General features: G+C 54.6%; 12 protein-coding genes. 6 read left to right on the top strand and 6 right to left on the bottom strand.

The genetic code is table 11. The features are described 5' to 3' along the window. Window positions 1–188 precede the first annotated feature (188 nt). Together EYW42_RS16455 and EYW42_RS16450 are read left to right on the top strand one after the other, a co-directional pair. Entirely contained in the window at window positions 189–1,436 is a 1,248-nt protein-coding gene (locus EYW42_RS16455) for a phage integrase SAM-like domain-containing protein (protein WP_135536483.1), read from the top strand. Between the two features lie 249 nt (window positions 1,437–1,685). Then, window positions 1,686–6,521 carry a DUF3883 domain-containing protein gene (locus EYW42_RS16450; RefSeq protein ID WP_135536481.1) on the top strand — a complete coding sequence of 1,612 codons (4,836 nt, stop codon included), beginning with the start codon at window positions 1,686–1,688 and terminating at the stop codon, window positions 6,519–6,521. Window positions 6,522–7,129: 608 nt separating this feature from the next. Here EYW42_RS16450 and EYW42_RS20180 read toward each other — a convergent pair. Then, complete coding sequence (locus tag EYW42_RS20180; RefSeq protein ID WP_237561360.1) at window positions 7,130–8,026, bottom strand: hypothetical protein; 897 nt, start codon at window positions 8,024–8,026, stop codon at window positions 7,130–7,132. A gap of 174 nt (window positions 8,027–8,200) precedes the next feature. On the opposite strand from EYW42_RS20180, the gene EYW42_RS20175 reads away from it, so the two are divergent. After that, window positions 8,201–8,449 (top strand): hypothetical protein, encoded by a 249-nt coding sequence (locus EYW42_RS20175; RefSeq protein ID WP_237561359.1) that lies wholly within the window; start codon window positions 8,201–8,203, stop codon window positions 8,447–8,449. A 203-nt stretch (window positions 8,450–8,652) separates the two neighbouring features. On the opposite strand, the gene EYW42_RS16440 is transcribed toward EYW42_RS20175, so the two are convergent. From EYW42_RS16440 to EYW42_RS16430, 3 genes are all read right to left on the bottom strand, one after another. Further along, on the bottom strand, window positions 8,653–9,333 hold the full coding sequence (locus EYW42_RS16440; protein ID WP_135536477.1) for an IS6 family transposase: 681 nt from the start codon (window positions 9,331–9,333) through the stop codon (window positions 8,653–8,655). 143 nt (window positions 9,334–9,476) lie between these two features. Beyond that, window positions 9,477–10,163: a Cap15 family cyclic dinucleotide receptor domain-containing protein gene (locus EYW42_RS16435; RefSeq protein WP_135536475.1), complete on the bottom strand. Its 687-nt coding sequence runs from the start codon at window positions 10,161–10,163 to the stop codon at window positions 9,477–9,479. Further along, window positions 10,141–11,055, bottom strand: coding sequence for a nucleotidyltransferase domain-containing protein (locus EYW42_RS16430; protein WP_135536473.1), 915 nt, complete (start codon window positions 11,053–11,055; stop codon window positions 10,141–10,143). The genes EYW42_RS16435 and EYW42_RS16430 overlap by 23 nt, the downstream gene beginning before the upstream one ends. Window positions 11,056–11,213: 158 nt before the next feature. Between EYW42_RS16430 and EYW42_RS16425 the strand changes: the two genes are divergently transcribed. From EYW42_RS16425 to EYW42_RS16415, 3 genes are read left to right on the top strand one after another with little or no spacing between them, the layout of a single operon-like run. After that, entirely contained in the window at window positions 11,214–12,089 is an 876-nt protein-coding gene (locus tag EYW42_RS16425; RefSeq protein ID WP_135536471.1) for a nucleotidyltransferase domain-containing protein, read from the top strand. A gap of 3 nt (window positions 12,090–12,092) precedes the next feature. Next, window positions 12,093–12,737 (top strand): Cap15 family cyclic dinucleotide receptor domain-containing protein, encoded by a 645-nt coding sequence (locus tag EYW42_RS16420; RefSeq protein WP_135536469.1) that lies wholly within the window; start codon window positions 12,093–12,095, stop codon window positions 12,735–12,737. Window positions 12,738–12,775: 38 nt separating this feature from the next. Further along, the gene (locus tag EYW42_RS16415; protein ID WP_135536467.1) at window positions 12,776–13,051 is read left to right on the top strand and encodes a hypothetical protein; all 276 of its coding nucleotides are present in this window, start codon (window positions 12,776–12,778) and stop codon (window positions 13,049–13,051) included. 79 nt (window positions 13,052–13,130) lie between these two features. Here the strand turns inward: EYW42_RS16415 and EYW42_RS20595 are convergent, their stop codons facing one another. Continuing rightward, a complete protein-coding gene (locus tag EYW42_RS20595) occupies window positions 13,131–13,322 on the bottom strand; it encodes a Cap15 family cyclic dinucleotide receptor domain-containing protein (protein WP_375137134.1) in 192 nt (63 codons plus the stop codon). A 292-nt stretch (window positions 13,323–13,614) separates the two neighbouring features. After that, the gene (locus EYW42_RS16410; RefSeq protein ID WP_237561358.1) at window positions 13,615–14,511 is read right to left on the bottom strand and encodes a hypothetical protein; all 897 of its coding nucleotides are present in this window, start codon (window positions 14,509–14,511) and stop codon (window positions 13,615–13,617) included. Window positions 14,512–14,683 lie beyond the last annotated feature (172 nt).

The raw sequence follows: 14,683 nt of genomic DNA, 5'->3' as shown, positions 1-14,683 counted from the left end.
CTGTACTAGCTGAATTTGGCCAATAGGCCCCGATTGGATACTGGACGTGATTAGCACAATAATCACGACCACATTCAAGTACCCCGCCGCTGTCGGGTAAGCACGAATGCTACACCTGGCTGTTCCGGCCGCTTCCCCTGGGGTAGAGCCGACGAGACGGTACTTGCACGAGCATGGAGGAAGACGCGATGTCTAAGCGCACACAATCAGCCCCGCTCGACGAGACGTTCGAGCGCTACCTTCAGGACAAGGGGAAGGGTCGTGGTGGTGAGGGAGGGAACTACCGACGGAACGCCGCGCGCGAACTCGAACGCTTCCGCGAATGGGCTGCCGGTGAGCGTGGCGACGACAGCTGGACCGGAATCGGTTCCGACGATGTCGACCGCGAACCGACGTTCGCCGCTCTCGACGAGCAAGTCTTCCGCGAGTACGCCCGACACCTCGCCGGCGACCGCGGCCTCAAGCAGAACACTGTGCAGACCTACTACGCCTACATCTCTGCGTGGTGTGGCTGGTGCGTCAACGAGGGATATCTGGAAGCCCACTACGCCCAGCGGGCGAGCGCGACCGCGCCACTCCCCGAGGACGACGGCCGGAAGCCAGGGGATCAGCAGGCATGGACCCCCGAGCAGCGCCACGTGCTCTCTCGCTACGTTGACGAGGAGGCGCGCACCGCTATCGAACAGTTCACAGGACTACCGGACGACGTCGACCACCTCGAACGCGAGCGAGCCCGCTACGCGGCACTCAGAGCAGCCCGTGACCGAGCGCTAGTTTGCATTCTCGCCTATACAGCTGTCCGCGTCGGTGAACTCCTTCGTGATCCAGACGACCCACGCCGGCGCGGTGTCCGGTGGGAGGAGATCGACCTCGAGGATGGGAGTATGCACGTCTACCGGAAGAAACAGCAGTGGGACTCGGCGAGTCTTCCCGACCCAGTAATCTCACCGCTCCGGAACTACAAGCGGCTCCTCGATCTCCCGACTGAGCGGTGGCCGGTCTTCCCGACGTTCGATCAGCGAACGCTCGCCACCCTCGTCAGCGAAGAACTGGCAGATCAAGGTCTGAAACCTGCGGAGATCGATGATCAGCGAAGCACCTATGCACGTGACCTCCTCCTCGCCATTGACGAGGATATCCAGCCGCCGTCGCTCACGACTGATGGCGCACGAACCGTCCTGAGACGAGTAACTGCCGACGCTGACATCGATATCGACCATCCGAAACACGAGTACCTCGCACCACACGGTGGACGGCGAGGCATGGGAGAAGTTCTCGTTCGGGCGTTCGGCTACACCGTCGCCGCACGATACCTCGACAACAGTGAAGAGATGGTCCGCGAACGATATTCACACATCGAGGCCGGTGAACTCGGTGATATTGCAGCTGAAGCGCTTGAACAGGTAGACGGTGGACTCATTTCTACTGATGAGTAGAGCCGCTGTGCTCCAGAAATGACCGAATAGAGCCGAATTGTGACGGCTTCTCCTGTGGGTATAGCAGACCGCATGAGTCTATGTAAAAACCGGTGAAACCCATACATTTCCTCCATGACGTAATTATATTGTATTTCGATATACCGACTCTGTCAGTTCTTGTTCTAATTTGGCCGAACATGAAAGACGTTAGATCCCGAGTCACGATGATAAGGGGGTTTAAAAATCGAGAGGCCATTGACAGGTACTATGAGCAGTGCGACGGAAAAGTGGGAGTTCGATAAAGCACCTCCAGAATCCAAGGAAGAAGCCCGAGAGATTCTCGAGCGGGTTCAGGATCGGCAACAGAATCTGAAAGAGAAGACGCCGACGGACCAACAGCAGAAGCTCCGGCGGATGAGCGAGGAGATTTTAAAGAATCTTGACGACGCCTCCCAAGTCGTCCCAGAGCTTCTCCAGAATGCTGATGACGTCGGGGGCGAATGTACGGCAGCTACACTTCGCCTTACGGAGGAGGAATTCAGCATCGAAAATCACAAGGAGCCGATGACTGCTGACCAAGTCGCTGCACTCGGTGAGTTCACAGCGAGTACGAAGCATGATCTTTCGTATATCGGCTACTTCGGAATAGGCTTTAAGACGATATTTAGCATCACCGACAATCCCCGTATCGAGACGGGCCATTTCGCATTTCAGTATGACAGGGATGACCCGGAACTCCCCGAAAAAGCATCCGGGAACGATCTTCCCTTCGATGGGACGAGGATTCGACTTCCGTTCAAATCAGACCTTCCAGAGACGCGCAGGCAGGCGCTCAAGACGAAACTGGAATCCATTGACCGATTGCTCCCATTCCTGAACAATTTGGAAACGATTCGTGTCGAGGTTGAAGGGGAGACGACCATTTACGAGCGGAGGGAGACGCAGAAGAACGTCCACGAGGTGCGGGAACGCTCGCCGGACAGTGATGAGTCTCCAGACATCGATCGGTATCGGTTGTTCACTACCGCTCTGGACACCGATGAGGAGACATTCGAGATGATTGCCGAGGAGCGTGATTTCGAAGCAGAGGACCTTGATGACCGGACCATTGAACTCACAGTGTCCATTGCAGTTCCCGTCGACGGATCCGGGAGGCCGATATCTCATTCTGATAGTCGGCTTTTCTGTTATTTTCCCGCGAGCCAGACGACTGATTTGCCGTTTGATGTACAGGCGGACTTCCTCTTAAAGTCCGACCGACAACAGATTCGGCCAGGACATCCACTGAACGACCGATTCCTGAAAGCCGCAGGGGAGATACTCGACACCGCAATTACCACATTCCATGCTGAACAGGTCGCCCCAGAGACGATCCTCGAACTCATTCCGGACCCGAATCCGGCGCAAGACCGCCCTGCGTATCTCACTCCCCTTCTCGACCATGCCTACACGCAAATAGAAGGGCAGGCAATCGTTCCGAATGAGTCGGGGGACCTCTTTCAGCCTCAAGAACTCGTGATTCTTCCGGAGGCGCTGCGCTCGGTACTCCCGTTACAGGAATTCGCAGATGCGTATGCGGATGTTGACGCTCATCCGACCCCAGTCCTGGATAACGATATCTACGACCGACTCTGTGCTCTCGATGGGACAGCTGATCTCTCTGTTGCGGAGACGCTTGAGCAACTCCAGGATATGGCTGTCCTTGATGATCTGACGACTCCGGAAATCGTCGAATTCCTCGGAGCAGTAGAGGAATATCTCGACGGCGATTCATTTTCGAGATATCCGTCCTCCGATGAGAGGAAGGAGATCAAGCGAATTGAGTCAGAAATCCAATCACTCGCTATCTTCCCATTCCAAAGAGAGGATGAATCGAGTGGCCGCCAAGCACTAACGGATGTCGGGAATAGCATCTACCTTCCAGCGCAGCAGAACGAATCTGCGTATGAACCGTTTTACGAAGATCTCGACCTACTGAGTGGCGAGTTCGTAGCGGAACTGGAATCGGCCCGGACGGTCTCTGAATCTACAGCCGGACGTGCGAAGGACCTCCTTTCAGAGCGATTGGAAATCGATTCCCTTCAACATTCGGACATTGTACGTGACATCATCAATGAGGCATACTCGGAGCCAGAGGCCCACCGAGATGAACTCCTGGATGACTATCTTAGGTATATCAAGGAGCGATCCGGAACTCTAGCCGATATCTCGGATGTACAGCTCAGAACAGAGGACGGCCAATACGCACCACCTGAAGACCTCTACCTCCCGTCGGAGTATAACAAAGGTCGTTACGACTCAAGTCTTGTCTTAGGCACGCTCACCTCTAATGCACCGGTAACGCCCTCGTATCTCGATGGAGACAGCAACGGTGACGACGTTGATGACGATATACAGTCTTGGCGTGAGTTCCTTGCGGAACTTGGCGTCCAAGACCACATTCACGTTCAGAAGAACCCTGACCACTGTGATAGAGTCACCTTTGAATCTGAGGAGGCAATTCGGAAGTTCCTTGACGAGCACGATGACGAAGGCACAAATATTCGATTAGATACCGATCTAGCGCCCTACAATGGCCGAGGATGCCGCTGGATGAAACGCGAGGACGCCCGGCATGGACTCGTCGACTACGACTTGGACCCAGCGGTTACACAATCGCTCAGAGATGCAACCGAGACAGACACCGCCTTCGGTCGGGAGTTCGCCCGAATGCTCAATACGTACTGGGAGGACATTTACAGCGGTTGCTTCTATCGCGACTACTGCTATTCTATACCGAATAACGGCTATGAAGTGAAAACTGAGGAGAGTGAATGCCCGACAACGTTAGGGAAACTACTCCGATCCGCCTCATGGCTCCCAGGAAGCGACGGAGAACTCCACCGACCAGCTCATCTGTTCAAACGGAACTCCGTCACTGAGGAAGCTGACGTAACTCACATCGCCGAAAGAATCGAATCTGTTTCAGCGGATCTCCTCAATACGCTTGGGGTTCGCGACGATGTCGGCATTACAGAGCACCAAATCGGTATTGAACGGCTTGTCGAGTCCCGTAAGGAACGTGACGCCGACGAACTGAACCGGGAGATCCGCTCTCACCTCCATTCGCTGGCAACGCAGATCAAGAGCGTATCAGCAGCAGAGCGAGACGAGGTAATCGATCACCTCCGAGAGTGCGCATTCATCTACATCCCAAGTGCCGACCCCGCATTTCGAACACCTTCTCAGACCACATGGAGTGGAGACTTAGGCGACTACGTCGTCCCAATTAAGGACGAGTACCGAGGATTTCGGGATCTATTCGTCGACACCTTCGATATCGAAATTGAACCTGCACTTGAGACGTATATCGAGTTCCTCGCACAGGCAGATGACGATGCGTGGAGCACCGTCGAAGAGGCCTGGCGATCTATCGTGAGTCAAGTCGCTCATGACGAGTCAATAGACCGAGAGCTGGACGATATCGCCAATGAACTTGCTGCGGCCGATGCACTTCCGAATGTCAACGAGGAACTCGTCCAGTATGACGAAATCGAATACATCGCACGAGGTCCTGGATTCGCAGAAATGCTACCGGATACAATCGCAGCAAAAGTAGTCTTCCCGTGGTATGACGCCCGATACAGCCGTGGGAAAGCTGTGAATCGATTAGTGGAGGTTCTCGACGCCGAGCCACTTGAGGAGGCTTTGACACGCGAGGTTGCGTATCCAGAATACGAAACCGGTGGTGAGTGCCTATATGACGAATTTAAGGCGTGTCTCGATGTCGGTCATAGCGTTCTGGAAGCGAGGGAACAAGGGGCCGCAGCGGACCTACTAGCATCGACCTCTTCGTACACGGTTCAACGACCGTCACGTGTGGCATGTGATTACTATCTCAACGGGCAGCGAGTGGTCTCGAACCATGAAGAGACGGTCTTCATTGATGAAGAGGCCGAGCATGTGCTCCTTGCGAACGAGGACGTAGCACAGCTCGATCTCATCGACTCGCTGGCTGCCTCACTCGACCTTACTGGTGCCGACAAAAATCGATATACTCAGCTATCCAAGGGCGCGGCCGGTAAACCAGAGGGGCTCATTGAAGCCTATCTTGACGGAGAAGAGATTCAACATTCTTCGATTGCGGATGAGTATCCCGACATCTCTCAGAGTCAGAGCTCACCACCAACCACACCCGATGAAGACGGTATGGAGGAAGTGCAGACCACTAACCGAAACGATGGAGATGGATCAGCAACCGGAGTAACAAGCATTGATAGACAGGGTTCTGAGGAGCAACCTAATTCTCTGAACCAAACCAAGGAGCCCAGTTCGACAAACGGTCAAGCGACTAGTTCGGGACTGTCCTCCAGTTCTTCAGAATCACATCCTTCCACGAATGGAGGAACGGAGAGGACGAGGTCGGCCCAGCACCGATCTCAAAAAGCGGACTCGAATTCGACGCAAACAGAACGAGAGAGGGAACCATCGTCGTCGGATGACTCAACTCGTTCAAAACGAGCCCACACGAGTAATTCGAAGACTAGCTCCGGGAATCACCGGAAACCCTCAGAGAAGGGGAAGCAGAGAGGTTCCCATGGCGGATGGCCCGGTGGAGGTGGAGGACAGGCCAACAAAATCGGCGATAAGGGTGAGGCCTTCGCGATGACTCACTTGAAGGGTGTCATCACCGATAGTTTCGACTCCGAACCAACCGTCGACGAATCACCGTCCGTCATCGAACTCTCTGGTAAATACGATGACGAGCAATGTGATGTCACGATTCGGGATGTGTCGAAGGAGCGCGGACGTGGCTATGATATTCACGTTGGAGGAGCAGACCTTGTCTGGGATGGAGACACCCTCGCGGTAGAATCGATTGGCGACGGTTCAGATGCTTATATCGAAGTTAAGGCGACGAAACGACAGGATCGCCAGTTCGGGATGACAAGACATGAGCATCAAGTCGCCCAAAAAGAGCATGGCGATTATTTCGTTGTACGGGTCATCAATGCGCTGGATGATCCAAGCGTCGCAACGGCTTTCGATGAAATCCCGGAAGTTGAAGACGCCGAGGGAGAGCGGCTAACTGTTGGCCCTTCCCGATTCATCGTCAAGTTCTGAGGGCATTCAATTCTCGATAAACTACTCACCTAAGGCCGTCTCGTTAGGAATTACTGGTTCGAATAGCCAATTATACTCTTACGACAGAGGGTTAACCAACAGATGATGGTGGGCCGTCATAGCGTTGGTTAATCCTACTATTTGACGCCCTTCTATTTCGATTGATTACGTTACAGGAACACTGTCGCGATGAATTGGACCGCGAATCCGATCCAGAGAAGCACCAGTCCGACTCCTGGTAAGAGCCATTCACGCTCAAACTCCCGAAGCTGCTGTTTCGACGATTTGAGCGATTCAGGTTCGACTGGTTCATCGTTCAGAAAGAACGACGTCAGGACATCATTCGGCTCATAGCCTTCGTATTGTAGTCTTTTGCGCACTTGAGCGGCTTTGTACGCTTGCCGAACGATGTTCGGACCAAGTAGAATTGCACCAGCTAAATCACACAAGAGACCGAACGCCGTGACGTTAGAGGCAGTGATAAGAGAACTCGCCATACTGGTAGGACGGGATCCCATCGAACTTACGTGTTCCTTTGTCTGTTGGCTTCGTTTTATTCCAACCTTGGTGAAGCACGATCTCACTAGCTCGCTCGTGAATAGACACGGTCACTCCGTATCGTTCTCTCCCCAGGAGAGTTCGTCGACTCGCCGAGAAAGGATGGTCTGATTGATCGTCTGAATCGAGTTCGATGGGCCATCGAGTAATCCGATGTAGGCAACCACCGTTCGCGCGAGCGCCTCCCGAATGGTTTGCAGATACTCCTGTGGTTCATTTGGTCCGGGGTGGTCTGCCAGCAGCGATTCAGAGAGCGTTACGTCATTGTGGACGACTTGATTTCGAACCTGCCGGACGCCGTCGAAAAATGCTCGCGTCTCCCCGATGTCGACGTCACCGGGGTCCGTCAGGAGGACGGCCGCTCGCTTTGAGAGCACGCTCCCCGGGTCGCCACGAAGGAGTGTCGTCTCGAAGCCGAGGTAAGCGTCGAGAAGCCGGTCCTCCCGCGCAGACCTTTCGTACATCCGGTTGAACCGTGAGAGACACTGCTTGACCGCCGTCTCCGCCTGTCGGTCTTGGCGACAATACGGCCCGACATCTGTCCAGTGGTTGCGGAGCGCGCCCTCATCGGCCTCTTCCAGAGTTACCGGACTTCGGTGGAACGTTCGGCCGCGTTGTCCGAACTCGGGTTGTAGCACTCGTTCCACGTCCCCACTGATTCCACGGTACGTCTTCCAGGAGTCTCGAAGCAGATACCCTGGTCCCAGTCCTGCGTACTTTCTCGGTTCCCACAGCCGAAGCGCGGTGACGAATTGCTTCGCGATATCCCCCGCAATTTCGAGGGCGTAATTCGCCGTCCAGCTCTGGTCGAGACCGACGGCGTTGGAATCGTGTTTCGTTGGCCGGTTCGTGACCTCGAGTTCGGTTTCGAGTTTTGTCGCCCAGCCGAGGCGTTTTTGGGTCTGGTCTCGCTTCGTGATCATCCCCGGTGTCCCATGCGTCTGCATCGCCGCCATTTCTCCATCGGGAATCCGCGAGAGCCGGAGATCCTTAGTGAACGTCGCAACCGCTCTCCCGGAGTCGACAGTACATTGTAGGGATGGGAGCGATACCTGAGGTGGTGTTCGTGGTTCTTCAGGTCGGAGGATTAGACGGGGGAGTGGGAAGACTACACGGTGCGTATGGGTGCTCTTGAAGAGGGGTGCGAAGTGAGTAATGTACGCGCTCTCGAAGGCGTCGGAATCGAATTCGACAGCGCCGGCATAGTCAAGCGTAAGTTTTGCCAGATGGAAAAGTCGCTTCCGGAGGAGACTCTTCTCAACATCGTCTCGTCGATGCGGACAGAACGAGAGTCCGTTGTCAAGGAGGGACTGGGTGAGGTCAGTGAAGTAGAAGCGCTTAAACCGGTTCGTATCGCGGACGATTTTTGATGGCTGTGTAACCGAGTACTCGTGTTTTCGGTCGCGGAACGTATTCGATGTGAAGATCACGGTCGTCGGAACGTGATCATAGGTATCTGTCGCGAATTCTTGGACGTCGTCGATAAAACGCTCTATTTCGTCTCGGACGAGCGGCTTCGCGCGTTCAGAGAGAATTGTCATGGTTGGTGATATATTCGCGTACAGGGCACTGTCTAGTTAGCGACCTCCTCAGCTGGCGTTTGATCATCTAGCGATTGATGCGGTCGCTGGCGGTTATAATAATGTGCAAACTGTGAACACCAGCGACGAACGCTTGACCGACTGCCCACCCACGAATTATGAAAGCGGTCGATCCGCATTTTGAGTGTCTGAAACCATTTTTCGATCAGGTTTCGGTCGGTATAATCACGCTGACCGCTCAGCCCTAATCGAGCAAGGGCAGTCTGATAGCCGAAGCCATCGACGAGAAACACGGCCTCGGAGAGGTCGTGTTTCTCGGAGAGTCTATGTAGAAACGCAGCAGCTGGATCGGTCCCATGAGTTCCGAACAGATCGACACCCAGAATCAATTTGGTGTCGAGATCTATTGCAGCATACAACCAAGACCACTCGCCATTAATTTTGACAGCGGTCTCGTCTACCGCGACCCGCTTCGGCTGCGCCTCAGGCGGGTCGGGAACGCTGTCAGCTACTCGATGTACCCACTGAAAGATTGCCTGATGAGAGCGTTGTACGTCGAATAATTGCAGAATTGCTTGTGTCTCTCTGAGCGAACAGCCGGTCGCATGGAGCCGGACGGCCAGCGCCCTGACGGGCGTGGCCGTCCGCTCTCGCTCCCAACATTCAAGATTTGCCGTGTCTAACGTCTCTCTGAGCAGTTCTGGCGACAGCATAGACAACTCAAACCACGAACTGCTCACTTCTCAAACTGGCTTAACTAGACAGTGCCGCGTACAGCTGTACCCCGTTCGTCTATAGTGGCTGTTCGCGTGTCGCCGTTCTCGGTCACGCCGATAAGAAGATGAACGATATCGCTTCACTTCTGGGGCTTATCATCCACTTGAGTGAACTCCGCTGTTCCATATGTCGTCTGCTGCCGGTTTCCTTGCTCTGAAGCACGGGCCGGCCCAGTATAATAGTAGCCGACCAGCCGATCGTCCGACTCCCGGTACGTGAACTGGGTCGTCCCGTCATATGGTCCTTCGTCTACCTCCTGCTCGTCCACGTCTGCACCCTCGTTATTGAACAGATAGGAGAGCTTCGGGTGGAGCGTTCCCTTGGTCTGGAAACTAGCACCAGTACTGACTGACGAAGACCGCTCGGTTTCGAAGTGGATAACGATCTTGCTCCACGTCTGGTCGATATCCAGCGTGGCGGACAACGGCTGATGCCCGCCGTCGGCGATGTAGTCACCCTTGATTTTGCCTTGGTAGCTCGTCTTGATCTCACCCTCCCAGTGCCCCGTCAGATCGGGAACGGTGACAATGAAATCGGGCATCCAGGACTTGTTCCAGAGCCGCCGGTCGAAGACTCGGTACAAGAGGGCATATACAACGCCAAATGCCAGACCAAAGAACAGCAGATCCGGCACATCGAACGGAAGTTGCTGGTGGATCCATGGGAACGCATATCCATCTAAGAACGAAGTCACAATGAACGCAACTGCGCCCAGGATCCCCAGGAAGGTTGATCGGAACTCGTTATCGCTGGAATAGACGTGCATTCATGCTGTTGGCGCTTGCGTTCTCCCAGTACGTTTCCAAGGCGTCGACGAACAGTTTTGCGTGCCAGGTGTTCCACTTCGTTCGGCCACTCCCGAAGAGGTCGCTGACACCGTTCTGGCACCTCCAGTCGGAGTAGTCGGTCTTCTGCAGGTAGTTGACGATCTTGACGTACCGCTCCTGGAGGTTTTCAACGTACCGGCCCGGTGGGACTCTGTAGAGGAGACACTCGATGAAGTAGGAAGCGACGATGTCGTCGGTGATGTACCCGTCCGCGACGACCTCCTTGCGGGCGTTCTTGAACATCCGCACCGTCTCCTTGAAGAGATCGTCAGTGTCGTCCTGCTTGTCCGACCCGTGATCCCGGTGGCGCGTCGGATAGTTCACGACCGAGGAGATCGAATCGGTTGGCCAGAAGACGATCCCATCGTAGTAGCCCTGTGGATAGTTATAGTAGTGCTTGTACTTGACGCACACCAACACGTCGGCGTCGAGTGGCAGCCCTGGAGCCGAGATCTCGATTGCATTCCCGGACGGGTCGAACGTCCCCTCCGGGTACGTGTCCTGCAGAACACTCAACACGTCGTCCCGGAACTCGTCGTGGTCGTAATCGTAGTCCTCAACGTCGACATCTTCCTGGTCCTCCGGGTCAAGGTCGCGTAGGTTGAAGTACTCGAACTCGTCGAGTCGGACGACGATATCGACGTCACTTGAGTCGCGGATGATCGTGTTGTTCGCGTACGAACCCTGGAGGAAGTCGTGGAACTCGACATCGGCGAGGGTGTCGCTATCGTTGAGGGCGTTGCGGATTTTCTTGTGGGTCTTCTCCGCTGATTTCACGGCGGCCCGTTTCGGGTCGATCCACCCTTCAAGGACGTCCTCATCGATCGCCATGGTCACCACCGAAAGAAACTGACATTGTTTCGAGGATAGACGAAACAGTCACGACTCTACCTGCTTGATACAGTCACTTAACGGTTCGCAGAGCGGGGTGAAAGTGATACCGAGAAGGTTTTAGCGTTCGGTCAGAAAGTCGCGTGTAACACTCTCCCATGGCGATAGACTCAGGAACACTCGAATCATGGTCCCAATACAGTAGCGGTCCGATCGAATCGGCGAAGCGGACCCAAAACAAGATCCAGAACGAGCTGCAATCTAGCGACAGGCTCGCCGACGCGAATTTCGACACGTATCTGCAGGGCTCTTACGCCAACTACACCATCGTCCGGGCGAGCTCCGACGTCGACGTCGTGATCCAGCTCGAAGACATGTACTACGTCGACCTCTCCGGTCTCACACCGGATGAACGAGATAAGTGGCGTCGGAACTCCGGCGACCCGGATTACAGCTGGAACGAGTTCCGGTCGGATGTCGTCGACGTCCTCGAATCCCGCTTCGGATCGGCGGCTGTCGATCCGGTCGGGAAGGCCATCGAGGTCGACTCGAGCAATTTCAACGCCGACGTGCTCGTCTGTGCAGACCACCGGGACTACTACAACTACCCGAACGGCTACCACTCGGGGATCGCGTTCTTCGACCTCAGCAACACGAAGATCGTCAACTACCCGAAGAAGCACATCAGCAAGGGAAGCACCAAGCAGTCGAGTACGAATGACCGGTTCAAGGAGACCGTCCGGATCTTCAAACGAGCACGGAACTATCTTGTCGACAACAACGCGCTGAACAAGGAAAACGTCCCGTCGTACTTCATCGAGAATCTACTGTACAATGTTCCAGACGGGCGGTACACCTACGACAAACAGGATCGCGTGTTGAAGGTCCTCCGATACCTGAACACGACCGACTACAGCGACTGGTCCTGCCAGAACGGTATCACCGACATATTCGGCTCGGGTCCAGCGCAGTGGAACACCCGGTACGCGAATCAGTACGTCAATGCAATGGTCGACCTCTGGGACAACTGGTAACGGATGCACACGTACTCCACAGACAACGACTTCCGACCGAAGGTCTACGCTGGCCTGGCACTGCTCGCCTACGGGATTACGATCCTCGTCGAGATGGTGACAACCGCGCTCTCCACAGTCCTTCCCTTTGCGGCTGGGTTCGTTATTTCATGGGGACTCGCGTTCGCAGTCGTCTGGAAAGCCCACGTCCAGTGGTTCTGGAAGACCTGGCTTGCGCGAGTACTCGGTATCACTCGCGTCCCCGATCTCAACGGCAAGTGGGAGGGTTGGATCGTTACGTCATACGAGGGGGACATCCCCGATGAGGCGCTCCATCATGCCGACGATCCAAGCGAGGATGGCCAGAAGATGGTCGCCTCCCTCGACATCGACCAGACCTGGCGGAAGATCAACGTCCACTTCGAGACGACGCAGACGCCCTCGGACAGTAATGGTGCGACGATGCTGACCGAGAAAGGGAAGTGGCCGAGTATCAGCTATCAGTACGAGAATCCGGGGTCCCCACTGGTTGAGGGACTGGACATGCACTTCGGGACTGCGTCTCTGGAATACCGTGAAGAGGGGGATACGGAGACGCTCGAAGGCCTCTACTATACTGGCCCAGGACGCGACAATAACGGTCTCATGTACTTCGAACGGGTCGACTGACCGGAACATCTTTGCCCTCCTGACAGACACTATCGAGCATGGGCGAGACGAAGAAATGTCCCTCCTGCAACGGGAGTGGCGCAACGACTGACTCCCAGATGGGATTCGGAGACTGCCCCAAGTGTAACGGCACGGGAACCGTCAAGCGAGGAGCACACGAAAAACTCACACAGGATCAGCGACAGTTCCTCGGGACTGGTGGTGGCGCTGCCGCTGGCTTCGCTGCCGCCGGTCCGATTGGCGCATTGATTGGCGGTGGCCTCGGACTGGTCCTCTCGACGGACGACGACGATGACGGCGTCGGTGGGGCATAATTTTATTCCATACCTCACCCCGGATCCGTCCTAAGCACCCGCTCAGTCCCTCGATTTACAGTGTATTGGCACGTCGATACTACTGGTAATTGAGACTCGGCCACCGTCCATCCTCGGTGAACACCAATGCACTAGTACTGACTGACTCGGAATTATCGGTCTTCAAGTGAATGCTGATCTTCCGCCACGTCTGATTGATTTGAAGTGTCGCCGCAACTCGCTGCATATCTGTTTCTGGGTTGTTCGACTCATGAAGCGCCTCGTCAGGGATATGACCATCATATAATGTCTACACGTACCCTTCCCATCTGCCATTAAAATCGGGACCATGGAGGCATCGGCCGCTTGAGCGGTTTGAGTCCACCATTTATGCCGACTGAACGCAGCTGTGAGGACAGTAAACCCCACCCCATAGACTTTGATGCCCGCAACTGTGGGAATGATTGCACTGAGGGCTGTCGTTATCCAACCAGCGACGAGAGCAGCGGCGTATGCCGCGAATCCGAGCACATTCTATATAGTCGGTCAATCATCGTTATCAGTTGAATACGTATCCATAGTTGCTAGTCCTCTTCATAGAAGCGCTGGGCTTCAGTGACGAATGCTCTGGCGTGCTCAACGTCCCATTGTGTCGTATCATCACCAAACAGAGATTGCATTCCGTGCTGAACATCGTAGTCTGGGAACTCCTCGGAAGCGTCTGTTTCGAGTTCACCGAGGATACCCTCCACTCGTTCGCGAATGTCGTCCTTTGCGATTGTGGCAGTCTCAACGTTCGAGAGAAGACACTCGATGAAGTAGGATGCAGCGTTCTCTTTTTCAATAGTACCATTCTCAGCGAGAGTATTCCTGAAGTTCTTGAAAATACGAATTGTAGGTTTGTAGTTCCCGTTCGTGTACTCGTTGTATCTCGTTCCCATTATTCGATGACGGCTTGGGAAATTGACAATCTTCGTCTCATCTGGTGTCCAGAAGGCAATTCCTTTCATGTGATTTCCCGGCTGGCGCGACCAGAAGCGACGATACTGAAGGCACGGAACGACATCGGCCCCGAGGGGCAATTCATCACTATTCACTTCGATTGCTTTTTCACCCCGTTCGACATTCCGTGTCCCGTATTGAGCTTGAAGGGTACGATATACCCCTTCAGCGTGCTCTTCAAACACCTGCTGAGGATTCCGAGCAGGTGCATGATTAACGGCGTGATCCGGGACGCGAGAAAAGTCGCCATGAAATGTATCTGTTCGGATGACAAGGATGTCTACGTCACCCGAATTGTACACCATGGTCGTGTTTCGATAGGACCCTTGTAGGAGTGAAACGAACTCTAATCCATCACTGACGCCTTGCAGACCACCGTCTTCAAGATCGTCCCGGAGCTCTTGGTTGGTATCTCGAGCTTCTTCTTGATTCGCCGTTTCTGAGTTTGTCCAACGGTTTAGTTTTGCGCGGGATATCATCTATTGTGTATCCTAATGTACCTGCATATTATCATACTCCCGAATTTCTATCAACAATATAGTCCCTATCTACCTGAGCCCGGAATTCATCATATTACGCTGGTTTCGGACGACGGCACGAACGCCCGGAGAATCTGGCGACGCTCTGCCACTCGTGTCATCTAGTCGTTCA

The sequence above is a fragment of the Halostella pelagica genome (assembly GCF_004762015.1).
GTDB classification, from domain to species: Archaea; Halobacteriota; Halobacteria; order Halobacteriales; family Natronoarchaeaceae; genus Halostella; species Halostella pelagica.
Note: the sequence above shows the minus strand (reverse complement) of the source record. Positions and strands in the feature narration are given on the sequence as shown.

What these genes read in the sequence shown, in the direction of transcription:
- EYW42_RS16455 (WP_135536483.1), top strand. Translation starts at nt 189, where the DNA reads ATGTCTAAGCGCACACAATCAGCCCCGCTCGACGAGACGTTCGAGCGC.
- EYW42_RS16450 (WP_135536481.1), top strand. Translation starts at nt 1,686, where the DNA reads ATGAGCAGTGCGACGGAAAAGTGGGAGTTCGATAAAGCACCTCCAGAA.
- EYW42_RS20180 (WP_237561360.1), bottom strand. Translation starts at nt 8,026, where the DNA reads ATGCAGACGCATGGGACACCGGGGATGATCACGAAGCGAGACCAGACC.
- EYW42_RS20175 (WP_237561359.1), top strand. Translation starts at nt 8,201, where the DNA reads ATGGGTGCTCTTGAAGAGGGGTGCGAAGTGAGTAATGTACGCGCTCTC.
- EYW42_RS16440 (WP_135536477.1), bottom strand. Translation starts at nt 9,333, where the DNA reads ATGCTGTCGCCAGAACTGCTCAGAGAGACGTTAGACACGGCAAATCTT.
- EYW42_RS16435 (WP_135536475.1), bottom strand. Translation starts at nt 10,163, where the DNA reads ATGCACGTCTATTCCAGCGATAACGAGTTCCGATCAACCTTCCTGGGG.
- EYW42_RS16430 (WP_135536473.1), bottom strand. Translation starts at nt 11,055, where the DNA reads ATGGCGATCGATGAGGACGTCCTTGAAGGGTGGATCGACCCGAAACGG.
- EYW42_RS16425 (WP_135536471.1), top strand. Translation starts at nt 11,214, where the DNA reads ATGGCGATAGACTCAGGAACACTCGAATCATGGTCCCAATACAGTAGC.
- EYW42_RS16420 (WP_135536469.1), top strand. Translation starts at nt 12,093, where the DNA reads ATGCACACGTACTCCACAGACAACGACTTCCGACCGAAGGTCTACGCT.
- EYW42_RS16415 (WP_135536467.1), top strand. Translation starts at nt 12,776, where the DNA reads ATGGGCGAGACGAAGAAATGTCCCTCCTGCAACGGGAGTGGCGCAACG.
- EYW42_RS16410 (WP_237561358.1), bottom strand. Translation starts at nt 14,511, where the DNA reads ATGATATCCCGCGCAAAACTAAACCGTTGGACAAACTCAGAAACGGCG.